We start from the raw sequence: 16,882 nt of genomic DNA, 5'->3' as shown, positions 1-16,882 counted from the left end.
CTCCGTAAGTTCCGTTGCGCAGCAGATTGCGGAGGTTCCGGGCCGGCGCAAGCCGCATCACGTCAGTGTGACTAATTGACAGCCATCTCGGCGATGGCGGCGAACTTGGCGTCCAACTCTGCGGCGATCGCGGTCAGGGCGCCGGTGCCATCGGTGTAAGGGGTAAAGACCAGGCTGGGCGTCTTGTAGGACAGCGTAGCGGTTCCGTCCTCGTTTTCCGTGACATAGAGGCGGATCGGCGCCTCGATCATCGCGGGCACCGATTGTTCCAGAACCCGCACCGCATAGTCGTTGTTGAAGACGCCGATCACCCAGTTGCCCGGAATGGTGATGCCGCGCGCGGCGGCGGCCTTGGTCGGCCCGGCCTGGGTGACCACGGCCATCCCGTTTGCCTTGACCGCTGCGATCGTGTCGGCCACCAGCGCGTCATGGGCCTTGGCCGACGGGTGGACGGCCCAACCCGGCCGGGGTTCGATATCGGCCGCCAGCGCGGGAAGCGCCAGCAGGCCGAGGAAAAACACAAGATGTTTCATCGCGGGCTCTCCAAGTCGTGGTTGGCTCGAGTCTTGCCGAAATCACGGGCGCGTACAGTCACAATATCGTGGGTGGCGGGCTTGCGCCGGGGTTGCGAAACCCGCACAAGCGACAGTGTGAATCGGAAAAGGCAGGCGAGGGGCATGCGTGTTTTGATCTGCAGCAGCTGCGCGGGCGAGCGCGACCAGCCGGCCGAGCGACAGGCCGTATTGGAAGCCCTGCGCGCTGCGGGACTGGACGGGCAGGTCGCGATCGCCGAGCACGCCTGTTTCAGTGGCTGCAATGAACCGACCGTGGTGGCGATTCAGGGGGAAAGCTTGGCGTCTTACGTGTTTTCGGGGATCGATCCGGTTGCAGATGCCGATGACATTGCGGCGACCTGCCGGACCATTCTGAACAGCCCGAATGGCTGGATCGAGGACGCCCGGCCGTGCGGGCGGCTTCGCTTGTGTCTGCGGGCGCGGATCCCCGCGCTTCAGTCCACCTGAACCGTGACTGAGGCGCTGACAGGCACCCCATCCACGACCAGCGGGCTGTGGCTGTTGGCGTTCAGCGAGACCTCAATGGTGGCTTCGCCCTTGGGCAGGTCCGGAAGGTGCATCCAGTTACCATAAAGCCGCGCTAGCTTGACGCCGTTCACATAGACATGCGCATGGCCTTCGCCAGGCCTGTCCGCCAATGAGGCGTTCTCCGGAGAGAAGTGGAAGTTCTTTGGCACCACATGCAGGTTCCAACCCGCCATCGGGTCAGGGGTGACGGCGATCTCCAGCCCCGGCGCATCCGGTCCGGCGGGCAGGTCGATGGCGGTGCTGTGATCATGGGCCGTGGCCTCGACGTGATGGCCGCCGTGTTGAGCGGGGTCGGTATGGTCGTGACCGTCGAAGGTGACGCCGTTGGCTGCGGCCAGCACGAACCCGGCGCCCCCGCCAAAGACCAGACCGATCGCAAATAGTGCAAGCGAGCGTGTCATCTTGTTTCCTTGAAAAGCAGATGATCCGCCAGTTGGTCGCCGGCGGATCGTGGGATTTCGGGGATCAGGCCGCGGCTTCGACGCGCTTGCCCTCGCTTTGCCAGAAATACCCGGAAAAAGCACCCAGCAGCACCCAGGCCGCAAGACCCACGCCGAAGGCGCGCGCGGCGAACAGGGCCCCGATCTCGGTCGGAACCGGCCCGGTGAACACGTCGGGTTCCGGCGCGCCGATCAGGTGCGGGGCCATCAGCAGCACGGCCGCGACCAGATAGCTGACGATGTTGCCACCAAAGGCGATCAGCCACAGCGCCACCACGGCAGCCGCGACGGTTGCCCACCACCAGATTTGCCGCGCGAACACATCGGCTGCGGCTACGCCCGGAACCTCGGGGGCCAGGGTGAAACCCGGCGCCAGATGAAAGGCGATGAAACCGGCCAGGCCCCACAACACGCCCGTGCGCCCGTCAACCGGGTGGCCCAGCGCCTCGGCCAGCGACATCAGGGCGACCAAAACCAGCGCATAGCCGGTATAGGTCAGCATGGTGAACACCACGCTCAGCCCGTCGCGGGTCAGGTCCGAGAACATGCTCGGCAGCTCGGGATGGGCCGACACGGCCTCGGCCCCGAAATGCACCAACTCCCCGGACTCATAGAGTTCAGCGTGCAGCAACACGGGCTGCACGAATAGCAACTGCAGCAGGGCGACGATCAACCCGGCTGCGGCACCAGCGAACAACGCGCTGGTCAGAATGCGGCTGAACATTGGTTTAGTGGCAGGGGAAGCCGGTTGCGTGGCGCACGTCATGGGCGGCGTCATGCAGCGCCGATGCCTGAACGTGACCGGCCACGGTGATGATCCCCAGGCCCAAGGCCGCCGCGAACACTGCCGAAAGCATGCCGGCGCGTACCGTTGATGCGGTTTGCGTTTGTGTCGTCATTTTCTGTCCTCCTGTGCCGCCGCACCCGACGGCCGGTGTTTCATTGTTCGCCTGGCAGGTCTCCTGGCTTGCGGGTCAGCGCCTCTGTTCGCCTTCCCCCCGAACGGATCGGGAGTGGCAGGTTGAACAGGGCTCACCGCTTACAGTCGCGGGGGCGGCTTTGGATTTGACCTGCGCGCAGGCCGCACCAAATTCCCTCTTAGCATCCGGATGTCTCCGGCAGGACCAGACCCGACCATTTAGACGTGAATGCCGCTTTGGCGCAATCGCCATTTGCGACCTTTCGCGTCAAATCCCGCGCTTTTTGAGGACATAGATATCCATGATCCACCCGTGCCGGGCGCGGGCTTCGGTGCGCGTGCGCAGAATCTCGTCGGTCACATCGGCCAGTGGACCCTTGATCAGGATCTGCTCGGGCATACCCACGTAAGCCCCCCACCAGATGTCAAAATCGGCCATGTTCAGCGTCTGGAACGAACACGCGCCATCCAGCATCACCGCAACCGTATGCGCGTCTCTGGGCCAGCCCTCGTCGCGGATGCGCCGGCCGGTGGTGACCAGATAAGGCGCGCCGATCTCGTTGATGGGCATGGCATGGGCCGCCGTCAGCGCCTGCAGCGCCGTGATGCCTGGGATCACGGTGGTGTTTGGCTGCGGGTCCAGCCGCGCCGCGATTCGCAGCGAACTGTCATAGAGCGACGGGTCGCCCCAGATCAGCAGGGCGACGGTGCGTGCCTCGGGGTGCCGAGCCATCGCCTCCTGCCAGCGCAGGGCGATTGCGTCGTGCCATTCATCCACGCCGCGCAGGTAGCCGTCCTGTGACCGGCGCTCGGGGATGTCGAAATAGGCAATTTGGGGCGGTGCGTCGGTGACCTTTCGGATGATTTCCTCGCGCACCCCCGCCAGATCGGCCTTGTTGACGCCCTTACGCGGGATCAGGATCAGATCGGCCGCGCGGATCGCCTGCGCGCCCTGAAGCGTCACATGATCGGGGTTGCCGGTGCCGATCCCGATCAAGACCAGATCAATCATCGTCGCTCTCCGCCAGCGGGCCATAGAGGATCAGCGCCGGCGCGGTACCGATCTCGGAGTTTAGGCGCTCGGCCAGTGCACCGACGGTGGACCGGTGCAGCGACTGCTGAGGCGTCGAAACCGATTCTGCCATCAGCGCAGGGGTGTCCAGCGGCAGCCCATGCGTGTGCAGAACTCGTGCCAGCAGGGGAAAGGTGCGCTTGCCCATGAACACCACCGTCGTCGCGCCCGGGTCGGCCAGCGCGGGCAGGTTCAGGTCCTCGGGCAGCTTGCCGCTGACATCGTGGCCGGTGACGAATTGCACCCGCCGCGCGGTCAGCCGGCGAGTCAGCGGGATGCCCGCCGCCGCGGCCGCGGCAATCGCCGAGGGGATGCCCGGAATGATCTCGTATGCGATCCCGGCGGCGCGCAGGGCTACCAGTTCCTCTTCGAGCCGCCCGAACAGGCCGCCATCGCCCGATTTCAGCCGCACGATCCGTTGGCCGGTCTGGGCGTACTCCACCAGTAGGCGGCTGACGTGGTCCTGCTTGGGCGAGGGCCGCCCGGCGCGCTTACCCACGCCCACAAGGTCGGCCTCTTTGCGCGCATGGCTCAGGATCGGCCCGCTGCTGAGATCGTCGAACAGCACCGCGTCGGCCTTTTGCAGCCGGTCCACGGCTTTGAGGGTCAACAACTCCGGGTCGCCGGGACCGGACCCGATGAAGGAAACGAAACCGCTCATGCGCTGGCCTCTGCGATCAGATGGAAGAACGTACCGGTGACATGTCCGCGACGCGATCCGGTCTGCGGACCTTCGGCGCCTTCGGCGTCAAAAACCCGTGCCAAGGGCGCGTCGGGCTGCTCGACGATCGAGGAATAGTGGAACTCGTGCCCCCGCAGCGCGGTTCCAGCAGAGAACCCGGGCATGTCGGCCAGCAACTCGGCCCGGCGATAGCCTAGGTTGAATTTGCGCTTTTCGTACGAAGTGACCAGGCCCAGCAGCCCGGCCATCCGGTGGCGGGTGCCGTCCTTGTCGATCAGCCCTTGTCCCAAGGCCATGTAGCCGCCGCATTCGCCATGCACGGGCCGCGTTTCGGCATGTTTGCGCAAGCCGGTCAGGAACCGCTCTGCCGCAGCCAGGGTTCCGGCGTGCAGTTCGGGGTACCCGCCGGGCAACCAGACCAGATCGGTATCCGGGGCCGGCGCCTCGTCCGCCAGAGGGGAGAACGGCAGGATCTCGGCCCCGGCCGCCCGCCAGCCTTCCAGAAGATGCGGGTAGGTAAAGGAAAACGCCGCGTCCTGGGCCAACGCGATCCGTTGCGCCGGAGGGCGCGGCAGCGCGGCCGACGACGGCCCCATCGGGCCCGAGGAGGCCGCCCGCTTGATCGCCTCCAGATCCACATGTTCGCGCAGAAAGGCCGCGTATCCGGAAATCGCGCTTTCCAGATCGGGGTGCTCGACCGCCTGGATGAGACCCAGATGCCGCTCGGGCAGGGTCAGGTCGCCGCGCCGGGGCAAAACGCCCAGAACCGGCAGGCCCGCGCGCTCCATCCCAAGACGGGTCAGGCGTTCGTGGCGCTGGCTGGCGCAGCGGTTCAGGATCACGCCAGCAAAGGGCAGGTCGGGGTTGTACATCCGAAACCCCAGCGCCGTGGCCGCAGCCGACTGAGCCTGGCCACCCACATCCAGCACCAGTACCACCGGCCAGCCCATGCGCAGCGCGGTCTCGGCGCTGGACCCATGGCCCAGCTCGCCCGGCTTTGCTACCCCGTCGAACAGTCCCATCGACCCTTCGGCCACCACGATGTCGGCGCCTTTGGCCTGCGCTGCAATCGCGCCCAGTAATGGCGCGCCCATCGCCCAGCTGTCCAGGTTGAACGAGGCCCGCCCCGCCGCCGCCCGGTGAAAGGCCGGGTCGATGTAGTCGGGACCGCTCTTGAAGGGTTGCACGGTCAGCCCGTCCTCGGCCAGCGCGCGCAGCAGGCCCAGCATCACCGTGGTCTTGCCCGTCCCCGAGGATGGGGCCGAGATCAGCAGTCCGGGCGGGTTAGTCATCTCCGTGACTCCAGCTCGACCACGGGCTGTCGGCGCTTTGTGGGCGGTAACGGCGGTCATAGGTCTTTGAATACAAACAGCTTTCGTCGAATCCTTCACCGGCCAGCGCCGGCCCGACCAGGATCAGCGCGGTGCGCGAGATGCTCTCGTCCAGCGATTCCTTCAGCGTGCCCAGGGTGGCGCGGACGATCCGCTCGTCCGGCCAGCTGGCGCGGTACACCACGGCCACGGGGCAATCGGCGCCATATGCGGGGGTCAGGTCAGCCACTACCTTGTCCAGATTGCCGATCGACAGGTGGATGGCCAGTGTGGCGCCAGTGCCGGCGAAGTTTTCCAGCGTTTCGCCCTCGGGCATGGACGAGGCGCGCCCCGGGGTCCGCGTCAGCACCACCGATTGTGCCAGCCCGGGCAGGGTCAGTTCGGTGCCCAAAGCGGCCGCGGCGGCGGCAAAGGACGGAACGCCGGGGGTCACGCTGACGGGAATGCCCATCTGTTTCAGGCGTCGGATCTGTTCGCCCATCGCCGACCAGACCGACAGGTCGCCCGAATGCAGGCGGGCCACGTCCTGACCGGCGTCATGGGCGGTTTTGATTTCAGCCATGATCTGATCCAGATCCATCGGCGCGGTGTTCACGATGCGCGCGCCTTCGGGGCAGTGCGCCAGGATCTCCTCGGGCACAAGCGATCCGGCATACAGGCACACCGGGCAAGCGGCGATGATGTCGCGACCGCGCAGGGTCAGAAGGTCGGCGGCGCCCGGTCCGGCGCCGATGAAATGAACGGTCATGTCTGTCCTCCGATGGCGACCGCGCAGGTGGCAAGCCGGTCGTCCGAGATCTGTCGGGGTGAAAGCAGCCGCGCGCCCGGTCCGGCGGCGGCAAGGGCGGAAGCTTCGGCCACGCTGCCGGTGCCATGACTGGCGCGGCTGCGGGGCGAGCAGGTGAGGGTGCGTTGCCCGGCCAGATCGGCCGGGTCCGCGAAATGCAGGGGCAGGGCGCAGGCGGCGGCAAATTCGGCCAGCGCCGGATGGCCGGCCTTGTCGGCGGCGGTGGCCAGCGCGTCCACCGCCTGCCCGGCAGTGGCGCGGTCGAACGCGGCGCGCAGGCTGGCGCAGGTCGCGGTGGACGAAAACCCAAGCCCGGCCACGATCATAGGGTCACGCTCCACTGAACGACCGGATAGGCCGATTTCCAGCCACGCCGCGGGCCGAGGTCGCCGGCCTGCGCCAGCTCGATCCGCAGCAGGTCGCCGCCCAGCTTGGCGTGCCATCGGCTCAGCACTGCTTCGCTTTCCAATGTCACGGCGTTGGCCACCAGCCGGGTGCCCGAGGGCAGGTTGGCCGCAAGCCAGTCCAGCAGCGCGTCGCTCAGCCCGCCGCCGATGAACACCACGTCAGGCAAGGGTAGGCCGTCCAGCGCGTCAGGCGCCCGGCCATGGATGATCTGCAACCGATCCTGTCCCAGCGCGTCGGCATTGGCGCGGATGCGCGCGGCGCGGTCTGCACGCGGCTCGATCGTGGTGGCGGTCAGGGACGGGTCGCACATCAGCCACTCGATGCCGATCGAGCCGCTGCCGCCGCCGATGTCCCACAGATGCTCGCCCCGAGCGGGCGCCAGCGCCGACAGGGTCAGCGCGCGCACCGGCCGTTTGGTGATCTGCCCATCGGTTTCGAAGATCTCGTCGGGTTTGCCCGAGGCCAACGGTAGCGCACGCCCGTCGCCCGAAACCTCGAGCGCAACGCAGACCGGATGCCCGAACGAACCCAGCAGGGCTTCGGTCAGGGACATGCTGCGCGCGCGTTCCCGAGGGCCGCCGAGGGCCTCCATCACGTGCAGGGTCGTATCGCCGAATCCGGTCTTGGTCAGATAGCGGGCCAGCTGGGCCACAGCGGCACCGTCGCGCAGCAGGACGATGGCGCGCAGGCCGCGCGACAGATGCGGACGCAGGCGGGTCAGGGGGGCGGCGTGCAGGCCGAAGGTGGCAGTGCTTTCCAACGGCCAGCCCAACCGCGCGGCCGCCAGCGAGAAGGTCGACTGCCCAGGCCGTGCCACCCAGTCTTCGGGGGCGAAATTGCGCGCGATCACCGACCCGGAGCCAAACCAGAACGGATCACCCGAGGCCAGCACCACCGTGCGCCGGCCCTTCAGCCCCTGCAGAAAGGGCAGCCCGTCGGCGAACGGCACCGGCCATTCGATGCGTTCGGCTCCGGTTTCGGGAACCAGTGACAGGTGCCGGGGCGGGCCCATGATGACCTCGGCACGCTCCAACTCTTGACGGCTTGCGGCCGACAGGCCATCCAGTCCATCCTCGCCCAGGCCCAGGATGGTCAGCCACGGAGTTTCAGACATGCCCAACCTCCTGATCCTTGGCGGCACGACCGAGGCCAACGCATTGGCCCGCGCCGTGGCGGATTTGGGTGTGGCGGCAACCTATTCCTATGCGGGCCGGGTCGACAACCCGCGGCCGCAACCGCTGCCCACGCGCGTGGGTGGCTTTGGCGGGCCCGAGGGTCTGGCGCGTCATATCCGCGACACCGGCGTGACCCATGTGATCGACGCCACCCATCCCTTTGCCGCGCAGATGAGCCGCAATGCCATCGCCGCCTGCCAGAAAACGCAGACGCCGCTGGCCGCGCTGACCCGCGCGGAATGGACGGCCGTGCCCGGCGACCGGTGGCAACGCGTGCCCGACATCGCCGGCGCCGTCGCCGCGCTGGCCGGGCCGCCGCGTCGGGTGTTCCTTGCGGTCGGGCGCATGCATCTTGAGGATTTCGCGGCGCAGCCCCAACACCACTACCTTCTGCGGCTGGTCGATAAACCCGGCGCGTTGCCCTTTGCCGATTGCGAGGTCGTCGTGTCGCGCGGGCCGTTCTCCGTTCAGGACGACACGGCGCTGATGCGCTGGCACCGAACCGAACTGGTGGTGTCCAAGAACGCTGGCGGCACCGGGGCCCGCGCCAAGCTGGACGCCGCGCGAGCGTTGGGCATCCCGGTGCTGATGATCGACCGGCCCAGGCTGCCCCGCCGGGTCGAGTTGACAAGCGTGCCGCAGGTTCTGGACTGGCTGGCTCATTCCGGCGTGGACCTTGGAGTATAGACGATGGGGCCGATGGGCCGGTCGATGACGCGGGTCAGCGACGAGCCGACGATCACCACCGTCTGCATGTCGGCCATGTCGGGCGTTGCCTCGGCCAGGGTCGCGATGCGGATTGCCTCATCTGGGCGCGATACGGCGCGAGCGAACATGATCAGACGCTCGGGCTCGCATTCCTGCCGCAGGATTTCCAGCGTCTTTACAAAGCCTTCAGGTCGCGACTTCGAGCGCGGGTTGTAAAAGGCCATTGCGAAATCGGCCTGCGCGGCCAGCCGCAGGCGTTTCTCGATCACGGCCCAGGGCTTGAGGTTGTCGCTGAGGTTGATGGCGCAGAAATCATGGCCCAGCGGCGCGCCCGCCCGGGCCGCGGCGGCCAGCATGGCGGTGATGCCGGGCAGAACCTCGACAGGGATCTCGTGCCAGGTGTCGGGGCCGTTTTCCAGCGCCTCGAACACGGCGGCAGCCATGGCAAACACGCCCGGGTCGCCCGACGAGACCACGACCACCCGCTTGCCCTCGGCCGCCATGCGCAGCGCGTGCTGCGAGCGGTCGATCTCGACCCGGTTATCGCTGGCGTGCAGGGTCAGGCCCGGCCGTTCGGCCACCCGCGCGACGTAGGGAATATAGCCCACCACATCAGTCGCATCGGCCAAGGCGGCGGTCACCTCGGGGGTCACCAGCGCCTCGTTTCCGGGGCCAAGCCCGGCGATCTTGACCCAGCCGTTCATGGCCGCCGCCCCTGTCCGTGCACGATGATGATCGAGAAATAGGGCGTGACCTCGGTGCAGGCGTCGCTCAGCTTGCGGACGGTCTGGTTGGGCATCTGCGCGTATTCCACGATCCAGGCCCGGTCGAACAGGCCCGCCGTTTTGAGCGCGCGTTTCACCTTGTCGATGTTGCGGCCGATCTTCATCACCACCAGCGCGTCGGTGCGCGCCATTCGGTCGGCCAGAACCTCTTCGGGCAGGGTGCCCATCAGCACCGTCAGGATGTCGTCGCCCCAGGTGATCGGATCACCCGAGGCCGTCCAAGCGCCCGACATGCCGGTGATCGCCGGCACCACCTCGACGGGCACCACGTCGCGCAGGCGGGTGTAGAGATGCATGAACGAGCCATAAAAGAACGGGTCTCCCTCGCATAACACCACCACGTCCTCGCCCTGATCGGCCAGTTCTTTCAAGCGCGCGGTGCAGCGTTCGTAGAACTCGGCCAGAAGCGCGTTGTAGCGCGGATCGGTGACCGGGATCTCGGTTGTGACTGGGTATTCCATGGGAAACTCGACCGCATCGTCGCGGATCATCCCGTTGACGATCTTGCGCGCCTGCCCGCTTCGGCCGGGCTTGCGGAAATAGGCCACGTGTTTCGCGTTGCGCAACAGGCGGTCGGCCCGGACGCTCATCAAATCGGGATCGCCTGGGCCGAGGCCCACGCCATAGATCGTGCCCATGGTCATTCCGCCCGGCTTGCGATGGCGTTGATCGCGGCGACGGTGATGGCGCTGCCGCCCAAGCGGCCCTTGACGATGCAGCTGGGGACGGGCTGCGCCTCCCACAGCGCGTCCTTGGATTCGACCGCGCCGACAAATCCCACCGGGCAGCCGATGATCGCGGCGGGGCGGGGGCAGTCTGGGTCCTCGAGCATGTTCAGCAGGTGAAACAGCGCCGTGGGCGCGTTGCCGATGGCGACAAGCGCGCCTTCAAGGTGCGGGCGCCACAGTTCCAGCGCGGCGGCGGATCGGGTGTTGCCCATCTTCTCGGCCAGCGGGCGCACGCGCTCGTCCTGCAGGGTGCAGATCACCTCGTTCTCGGCGGGCAGGCGAAAGCGGGTGACGCCTTCGGACACCATCCGCGCGTCGCACAGGATCGGCGCGCCGTTCTCCAGCGCCGCGCGCGCGGTGCGCACGAAGCCGGGTGAGAAATGGATGAACTCTTCCAAACCGACCATCCCGGCGGCATGGATCATGCGGACGGCGACCTGCTCTTCGTCGGGGTCGAAACGGGCCAGATCGGCCTCGGCCCGGATCGTGGCGAAGGATTGCTTGTAGATCGCCGCGCCGTCGGTTTCGTATTCATAGGGCATCAGGTCAGGTCCATGGTCTTCAGTGTTTCGGGGTCCAGCCCGCGCTGCAGGGGCTCATCTCCCGCGCGGCCGTGTTTTACAAGATCAAAGCGCCCGTCGCGGCCCACCAGCGTCAGATCGGCTGCGCCCATGCGCGCGCAGCCTTTTGCGCAGCCCGAGACATGCAGGCTGCCGGACACGCGCGGAGCCAGCGCGCGGGCGATGGCGCGGGTCTCGGCCTGCGCCTGCGGGCAGAATGGCGCGCCGGGGCAGGCGTCGGTGGTAAGCAGAGGGTCGGCGCCGTCGGTCACGAAGGCCGGGGCGGGGATCGCCGCCCCGCCTTCCAACATGAACAGCCGCCAGGGCGTGACACGCAGGGCAGCGGCGCCCGAGGCTTCGACCAGCGCGCGCAGGTCGTCGGCGGGCAGTTGCCCGAAGGCCGCGCCGTAGATCGGGCCGATTGCGTTATTGCCGGGTTGTGGCGCGGGTGCCACGGGGCCGGGGGCGTGGCCCTGCCATTCCTTGGGCAGCTCCTGCGCTGCGATCAGACGGGCCATGCGGCGGGTGTCAGAAGTGAAGCGCTCGGCGAACCACTGGGCCAGTTCGATCACGCAGTCGATCGCCGCGTCCTCGGTCACCAAACGGCCGGTCTCGGCCCCGTCGGCGCGCAGGATCAGGCCCGAAGGTCCCCGCTCCAGCCGAATATCGGCCGAGTCCCCGGCCAGCAGCCGCGCCTGGTCGGTATCCACCGCAAAGCCGAACTTGGCGGGCAGGGCGGGCAGGTCGCCCAGCCGGTCGGCCAATGCCTGTGTCAGGCGCGCGGTCAGGTCGCCCGGCTGGTGCAGCGGCGACACAAGGATGTTGCGCCGGGTCTCAAGCCCCGGCTCAGGATCCAGAAGGTTCAGCGCCGACAGCTCGGCCAGCAGCGCATGATGGTCCGTCTCGGCCACGCCGCGCAGTTGCAGGTTGGCGCGGTTGGTCAGGTCGATGGTCCCGTTGCCGAACCGCAGGGCCAGATCACACAGCCCCAGCGTCTGCGCGGCGCTCAGCCGGGCCAGACGCGGGCGCACCCGCACGACCAGCCCGTCTCCGGACATCATCGGGCGATGCGCGCCGGGGCACCAGCCCTGAACGACCGGGGCGCTCATCCCAGCCCCTCCAGATCGGCGCGGATCGAGTTGCGGCGGGTGTTCCACAGCCCGGCCTCGTACAGCGCGCGGAACCGGTCCTTCATGGCTTGATGGGCCTGCGGATTGGCCTGCTGCAGGAACGCGTCCACCTCGGGGTTGCCCAGGGTCGCATCGTGGTAGAGGTCGAACAGATGCGGGGCGACGCTGCCTGACAAATGCGCGAAAGACGCCATGTGGTCGAGCGTTGCCGCGATCTCGGCTGCGCCGCGGAAGCCGTGGCGCTGCATCCCGGCGATCCAGTCAGGATTGGCGGCGCGCGCATGGACCACGCGGCTGATTTCCTCGGGCAGAGTGCGGGCGCGGGGCGTTTCAGGGCGCGTATTGTCCAGATGATACAACTGCGCCTGCCCGCCGGTCAGCTTTTTGGCGGCGGCAAAGCCGGCCTCGTGCGTGGCATAGTCGTTTGCCAGCAGCAGGTCGGTTTCGGTCAGGTCCTGCAGGTGCACGAAACTGTCGGCCTGCGCCACGCGCTGGGTGATCCCGTCGGGGTCGTGGGCGATGTGCTCGCCCTCGAAGGCAAAGGCACTGGCGTCCAGCCAGGCCTGACCGGCCTGCGCGCGCGCCTCGTCTGTATAGGTTTCAGACAGGTGGGTCATCTTCAGCCCATAGCTGCCTGGCGCCGGGCCATAGACGCGGGCGGTGGGCGGCTGACCCGCATAGGGGTTCCAGTCGGGCGCCTCGTCGCGTTCCGACAGCGCCCGGACCGCCTGTCCGAACAGGGCCGACAGGGTCGGGAACGCGTCGCGGAACAGGCCCGAGACGCGCAGAGTCACGTCCAGCCGGGGGCGCTCCAGATCGGTGATCGGCAGAACCTCGATCCCGCTCACGCGCTCCGACCCCGGATCCCAGACCGGTTTGACGCCCAGCAGGTGCAGCGCCATGGCGAATTCCTCGCCCGCCGTACGCATCGTGGCAGAGCCCCACAGATCGACGATCAGGCCCTTGGGATAGTCGCCTTCCTCCTGCAGGTGGCGGCGCACCAGTTCTTCGGCCAGTTTCACCCCCTGCGCATAGGCCGCGCGGGTCGGGACGGAGCGCGGATCGGTGGTGAACAGGTTGCGGCCCGTGGGCAGCACGTCGGTGCGCCCGCGATAGGGCGAGCCGGACGGCCCGGCCTCGATCCGTTTGCCGGCCAAAGCATCCAGCAGGGCCTGCCGTTCGGCCTGTGCCGACGCGGCAGTGTCGAAATTGCCCGCACTCTGCGGCGCGCGGCCAAAGACATGCAGCCCGTCGCCGAACTGGCTTTCCTTGATGTCACAGACGAAACGGTCGATGCGGGTGATCGCCTCGGCGGTGCTGGTGGCCTGATCCAGCCCAAGATCGGCCTCGAGCCCGATGGCGCGGGCCTCGTCACGGATATCGGCCTGCAGCCGGTCGCGCCGCTTGGGGTCCAGTCCGTCGGCGTTCGAGAACTCGTCCAGCAGCGATTCCAACCGCACCATGCGGTCGGGCGTGCTGCTCTGCTTCATCGGCGGCGGGATGTGGCCCAGCGTGACGGCCCCGATCCGGCGCTTGGCCTGCGCGGCTTCGCCCGGGTCGTTCACGATGAACGGGTAGATCACTGGCAGATCGCCGATCAGCGCCTCGGGCCAGCATTCCGCCGAGAGCGCCACCGATTTGCCCGGCAGCCATTCCAACGTTCCGTGTGCGCCGATATGAATCAGCGCATCCGTCCCCAACCCGTGCCTCAGCCACAGGTAAAAGGCCACATATCCGTGCCGGGGCGTGCGCGACAGGTCGTGATATTCGTCGTCCCGCAATTCCGGCGTGCCGCGTTCGGGCTGCAGCGCCAACAGCGCCTTGCCGCGCCGAAGCGCGGTGAAGTGGAAGGCCCCATCGGCGCAGGCCGGGTCATCCTCGGGCGCACCCCAGACGGTTTCCAGATCGGCGCGCAACGCTTCTGGCAGTTGCGCAAGTGCGGCGCGGTAGGCCGAGACCGGCCATGAAATCCGGGCGTCCAGCAGCGTGTCGGCAATCGGCTGGGCGGGGGCGGTGTCATACCCCGCGCCCTGCAGGTCGGACAGGATCGCCTCGGCCGAGGCCAGCGCGTCCAGCCCCACCGCATGGGCCATCTGCCAGTCCTTGCCGGGATAAGTGGACAGGACCAGCGCGGGGACCTGTTGCGCCTTTGGTTTCTCGGCCAGGTCCACCCAAGCCATCGCCCGGTCGACGATGGCGGCAATCCGGTCGGGCTCGGGGCGGTGGGCGAAGCGGGAATATTCCAGGTGTGGGTCGCGCCTGCCCGGTTCCTTGAACGAGGCGACACCGGCCGAGATGCGCCCGTCCACCTCGGGCAGCACAACATGCATGGCCAGGTCGGCAGGCGACAGGCCGCGCTCGGCCTCAGCCCAGGCCTTGCGGCGCGAAGTGGCCAGAGCGACCTGAAACACCGGCACGCCCGCCACGTCCAAGGGCGATGTGCCCGACGCGCCCTTGCCCGAAAACGAGGTGGCATTGATGATGGCAGAGGGCGCCATCGCTGGGATATTCTCAGCCAGCCATTGCGCCGCCGCAGGCGCCTTGAGCGAGGGTGCGAACAGCCCGACTGCCTGGTGGCCCCGCGCGCGGATTTCCCGGATCAGGGCCGCGACCGACGCGGTATCGGCCGAAGTCAGATAGGCGCGGTAGAAGGTTACGATAATGCGCCGGCCTTCGCCTGCGAACGCGTCCTCGGGCGCGATTACGCCGCGATCCGGGCACCACGCTCCGCATTCGGGCAGGGTCTTGGCCCCCATAACCGGCCCGGCATAGAGCCCCGCCGCCAGCGCCATCTGCGCCAGTGCGGCTTGGGCCGCGACCTCGCCACCGGTGTCGCACAGATGCGCCAGTCGCCGCAGGGTCGAGACCGGCAGGGTCGAATAATCGTCCAGCCGCGTATCCTCGCGCCCGTCGGCGGGCAGCACCGCCAGCGCGATGCCCTTGGCCTGCGCCAGCGCCAGCACCTGCTGCAACCCGTAGGACCAGTAGGGCACGCCGCCGATCAGGCGGATCAGGATACCCTTGGCGCCCTCCAGCGTCTGCTCGACATAGGTATCGACCGATAGTGGATGTTTCAGCGCCGTCAGGTTCGCCAGCCGCAACGAGGGCATCCGCCCCTCGGGCCCGCCGCCGCGATGCCAGCCGGCCGCGAAAGCACCCAGATCGCTATCCGAAAAGGACAACACCACCAGATCCGCCGGGCTCTGGCCCAGATCGGTCGGGGTCTCGGTTTCTTCGAGCCCGTGGCTTTCGCGGAAGACGACGTGCATCGGTGCTTACTCGGCGGCCTCAGTGACACCGGTCAGGATGCCGCGGATCGCGGCTTCGTCGATGTCGTCATGCTCGGCGATGACCACAAGGCGCGAGCGGCGCTCTTCGTCCGGTTTCCACGGGCGGTCATACTGGTGCCGGACCCGCGCGCCGACCGCCTGAACCAGCAGACGCATCGGCTTGCCCCGAACGGCGGCATAGCCCTTGACCCGCAGGATGTTCAGCTCGTTCGCCAGACGTTCGATATTGGCGACCAACTGCGCCGGGTCGGTCTGTTCGGGCAGTTCGACCACGATGCTTTCGAAATCATCATGTTCGTGGTCGTCATGGCCATCGTGATGCGAGGGGCGGGCGTCCATGTCGTCCTCGGCCGCGGCGCCTAGCCCCAGCACCACGCGCACGTCTACCGCACCTTCGGCCACTTCGACCACGGGCAGGGGGCGGGGCGCCTCGGAGGCGATGATCTCGCGCGCTTTGGCCACGCCTTCGGGGCCGGCCAGGTCGGGCTTGGTCAGCAGGATGATGTCGGCGCACGAGATCTGGTCCTCGAACACCTCGGACAGGGGTGTTTCGTGGTCGATCGAGTCATCGGCCATGCGCTGGGCGTCCACCGCCGCGACATTCGGGGCAAAGCGGCCTGCGGCCACGGCCTCGGCATCGGCCAGGGCGATCACGCCGTCCACGGTGATCTTGGAACGGATATCGGGCCAGTCGAACGCCTTGAGCAGCGGTTTCGGCAGGGCCAGACCGCTGGTTTCGATCAGGATGTGATCGGGGCGCGGGTCCAGCGCCATCAGCGCCTCGATCGTGGGGATGAAGTCATCGGCCACGGTGCAGCAGATGCAGCCATTGGCCAGTTCCATGATGTTTTCCGCCGGGCATTCGGGTATGGCGCAGCTCTTCAGGATTTCGCCATCGACACCCACATCGCCGAATTCGTTGACCACCACGGCCAGCCGCTTGCCCTGCGGGTTCTGCATCAGATGGCGGATCAGCGTGGTCTTGCCCGAGCCGAGAAAGCCGGTGATGACGGTGACGGGAAGTTTTTCGAGGGTGCTCATGCTCAGGCTCCAATCGGGGGAATGCGGGCGGCGCAGTTCTTGCGGAAATGTTCGGGGCGGTCGCGCCATTTCACAAGGCCATCCTCGGTGGCCAGGTATTTGGCAGCGCCTTCGACGATGATTTCGACATGGTCGGATTCGTTCAGGTTCTCATAGACGAAGGTCCAGCGAGACGGCCCGCCGCGCAAAACGATCGAGCAGCCCTGATCGCAGTTCGACAGGCATTCGACCGGCTTCAGGGTGATGCCTTCGGGCAGGTCGGCTGCGGCCAGCGCCTTGTGCAGCAGCGTGCCGGGGCGCTGGGCGTCATCCTCGATGGGCAGCCCGCGTCGGCAGGTGGTGCAGACCAGCAGCTCGACTGGTGCGGTCTCGGTCACGTCTCTCATCCCCCCTCAATTGGTTGTCGGGGGACGGGGTATGCGCGGGCCACGTTGCCGACATGGGCCCGACACCGGAACACCCCGTCCGGTTTGTCTTCGGGCGTTGGCAGGTCTCCCGGCTTGCGGATGTCAGAGCGGTGCTCTGTCGGATGTCCCGCCTTCCCGGCCTGCGGCCAGTGGCATTTGGGCACCCTCTCCGGTCACGGTCGCGGGGGCGGCTGCGTTTGACGGAAAACCGCTGACGCATTCCCTTTTCATCTGCTTGCACAGACACCAACGCAAGCGACATGCGGCACGGGCAGGGGGGTTGTCAAGCGCGCGGGGCCAAGTGCCTTGCCTCGGA

Annotated in this window: 19 protein-coding genes and 2 riboswitches; of the genes, 2 read left to right on the top strand and 17 right to left on the bottom strand. The window is 67.6% G+C overall.

What is annotated here, in order from left to right; all coding sequences use genetic code 11:
* Positions 1-71 precede the first annotated feature (71 nt).
* Positions 72-533, bottom strand: coding sequence for a DUF302 domain-containing protein (locus tag AC2FMM_RS08955; protein WP_496796360.1), 462 nt, complete (start codon positions 531-533; stop codon positions 72-74).
* A gap of 144 nt (positions 534-677) precedes the next feature.
* On the opposite strand from AC2FMM_RS08955, the gene AC2FMM_RS08950 reads away from it, so the two are divergent.
* Positions 678-1,022: a DUF1636 family protein gene (locus tag AC2FMM_RS08950; protein WP_496680180.1), complete on the top strand. Its 345-nt coding sequence runs from the start codon at positions 678-680 to the stop codon at positions 1,020-1,022.
* Here the strand turns inward: AC2FMM_RS08950 and AC2FMM_RS08945 are convergent.
* The 9 genes from AC2FMM_RS08945 to cbiE form a co-directional block, all read right to left on the bottom strand.
* Entirely contained in the window at positions 1,010-1,504 is a 495-nt protein-coding gene (locus AC2FMM_RS08945) for a hypothetical protein (RefSeq protein ID WP_496796359.1), read from the bottom strand. The two genes, AC2FMM_RS08950 and AC2FMM_RS08945, sit on opposite strands and share 13 nt — an antisense overlap.
* 64 nt (positions 1,505-1,568) lie before the next feature.
* The gene (locus AC2FMM_RS08940; protein WP_496796358.1) at positions 1,569-2,267 is read right to left on the bottom strand and encodes a CbtA family protein; all 699 of its coding nucleotides are present in this window, start codon (positions 2,265-2,267) and stop codon (positions 1,569-1,571) included.
* 4 nt (positions 2,268-2,271) lie between these two features.
* Positions 2,272-2,442, bottom strand: coding sequence for a CbtB domain-containing protein (locus tag AC2FMM_RS08935; RefSeq protein ID WP_496680184.1), 171 nt, complete (start codon positions 2,440-2,442; stop codon positions 2,272-2,274).
* A 35-nt stretch (positions 2,443-2,477) separates the two neighbouring features.
* Positions 2,478-2,686: riboswitch (cobalamin riboswitch) on the bottom strand.
* Positions 2,687-2,730: 44 nt separating this feature from the next.
* Entirely contained in the window at positions 2,731-3,474 is a 744-nt protein-coding gene (gene cobF / locus AC2FMM_RS08930) for a precorrin-6A synthase (deacetylating) (protein ID WP_496796357.1), read from the bottom strand.
* Positions 3,467-4,195 (bottom strand): uroporphyrinogen-III C-methyltransferase, encoded by a 729-nt coding sequence (cobA, locus tag AC2FMM_RS08925; RefSeq protein ID WP_496796356.1) that lies wholly within the window; start codon positions 4,193-4,195, stop codon positions 3,467-3,469. Before cobA ends, cobF begins: the two co-directional genes overlap by 8 nt.
* Positions 4,192-5,508 (bottom strand): cobyrinic acid a,c-diamide synthase CobB, encoded by a 1,317-nt coding sequence (locus AC2FMM_RS08920; protein WP_496796355.1) that lies wholly within the window; start codon positions 5,506-5,508, stop codon positions 4,192-4,194. The genes cobA and AC2FMM_RS08920 overlap by 4 nt, the downstream gene beginning before the upstream one ends.
* On the bottom strand, positions 5,501-6,295 hold the full coding sequence (gene cobM / locus AC2FMM_RS08915) for a precorrin-4 C(11)-methyltransferase (RefSeq protein WP_496796354.1): 795 nt from the start codon (positions 6,293-6,295) through the stop codon (positions 5,501-5,503). Before cobM ends, AC2FMM_RS08920 begins: the two co-directional genes overlap by 8 nt.
* Positions 6,292-6,660, bottom strand: coding sequence for a cobalamin biosynthesis protein (locus tag AC2FMM_RS08910; protein ID WP_496796467.1), 369 nt, complete (start codon positions 6,658-6,660; stop codon positions 6,292-6,294). Before AC2FMM_RS08910 ends, cobM begins: the two co-directional genes overlap by 4 nt.
* Entirely contained in the window at positions 6,657-7,856 is a 1,200-nt protein-coding gene (cbiE, locus tag AC2FMM_RS08905; protein WP_496796353.1) for a precorrin-6y C5,15-methyltransferase (decarboxylating) subunit CbiE, read from the bottom strand. The genes AC2FMM_RS08910 and cbiE overlap by 4 nt, the downstream gene beginning before the upstream one ends.
* Between cbiE and AC2FMM_RS08900 the strand changes: the two genes are divergently transcribed.
* Complete coding sequence (locus AC2FMM_RS08900) at positions 7,855-8,604, top strand: cobalt-precorrin-6A reductase (protein ID WP_496796352.1); 750 nt, start codon at positions 7,855-7,857, stop codon at positions 8,602-8,604. The two genes, cbiE and AC2FMM_RS08900, sit on opposite strands and share 2 nt — an antisense overlap.
* Here the strand turns inward: AC2FMM_RS08900 and cobJ are convergent.
* The 7 genes from cobJ to AC2FMM_RS08865 are packed head-to-tail and all read right to left on the bottom strand — an operon-like array spanning position 8,577 to position 16,545.
* The gene (cobJ, locus tag AC2FMM_RS08895; RefSeq protein WP_496796351.1) at positions 8,577-9,329 is read right to left on the bottom strand and encodes a precorrin-3B C(17)-methyltransferase; all 753 of its coding nucleotides are present in this window, start codon (positions 9,327-9,329) and stop codon (positions 8,577-8,579) included. The genes AC2FMM_RS08900 and cobJ overlap by 28 nt on opposite strands.
* Positions 9,326-10,054 carry a precorrin-2 C(20)-methyltransferase gene (locus tag AC2FMM_RS08890; protein ID WP_496711734.1) on the bottom strand — a complete coding sequence of 243 codons (729 nt, stop codon included), beginning with the start codon at positions 10,052-10,054 and terminating at the stop codon, positions 9,326-9,328. Before AC2FMM_RS08890 ends, cobJ begins: the two co-directional genes overlap by 4 nt.
* Positions 10,051-10,680, bottom strand: a complete 630-nt coding sequence (locus tag AC2FMM_RS08885; RefSeq protein ID WP_496742099.1) for a precorrin-8X methylmutase — start codon at positions 10,678-10,680, stop codon at positions 10,051-10,053. Before AC2FMM_RS08885 ends, AC2FMM_RS08890 begins: the two co-directional genes overlap by 4 nt.
* Entirely contained in the window at positions 10,680-11,807 is a 1,128-nt protein-coding gene (locus AC2FMM_RS08880; RefSeq protein ID WP_496796350.1) for a ferredoxin-like domain-containing protein, read from the bottom strand. Before AC2FMM_RS08880 ends, AC2FMM_RS08885 begins: the two co-directional genes overlap by 1 nt.
* On the bottom strand, positions 11,804-15,097 hold the full coding sequence (gene cobN, locus AC2FMM_RS08875) for a cobaltochelatase subunit CobN (protein WP_496796349.1): 3,294 nt from the start codon (positions 15,095-15,097) through the stop codon (positions 11,804-11,806). The genes AC2FMM_RS08880 and cobN overlap by 4 nt, the downstream gene beginning before the upstream one ends.
* Positions 15,098-15,103: 6 nt before the next feature.
* On the bottom strand, positions 15,104-16,159 hold the full coding sequence (gene cobW, locus AC2FMM_RS08870; protein WP_496796348.1) for a cobalamin biosynthesis protein CobW: 1,056 nt from the start codon (positions 16,157-16,159) through the stop codon (positions 15,104-15,106).
* 2 nt (positions 16,160-16,161) lie between these two features.
* The gene (locus tag AC2FMM_RS08865; RefSeq protein ID WP_496711738.1) at positions 16,162-16,545 is read right to left on the bottom strand and encodes a DUF1636 family protein; all 384 of its coding nucleotides are present in this window, start codon (positions 16,543-16,545) and stop codon (positions 16,162-16,164) included.
* 82 nt (positions 16,546-16,627) lie between these two features.
* A riboswitch (cobalamin riboswitch) is annotated at positions 16,628-16,832 on the bottom strand.
* Between the last annotated feature and the right edge of the window lie 50 nt (positions 16,833-16,882).

The sequence above is a fragment of the Ruegeria sp. BHSC043 genome (assembly GCF_059612985.1).
The sequence above is the reverse complement of the archived record's forward strand: the minus strand, read 5'-3'. Positions and strand labels throughout refer to the sequence as shown.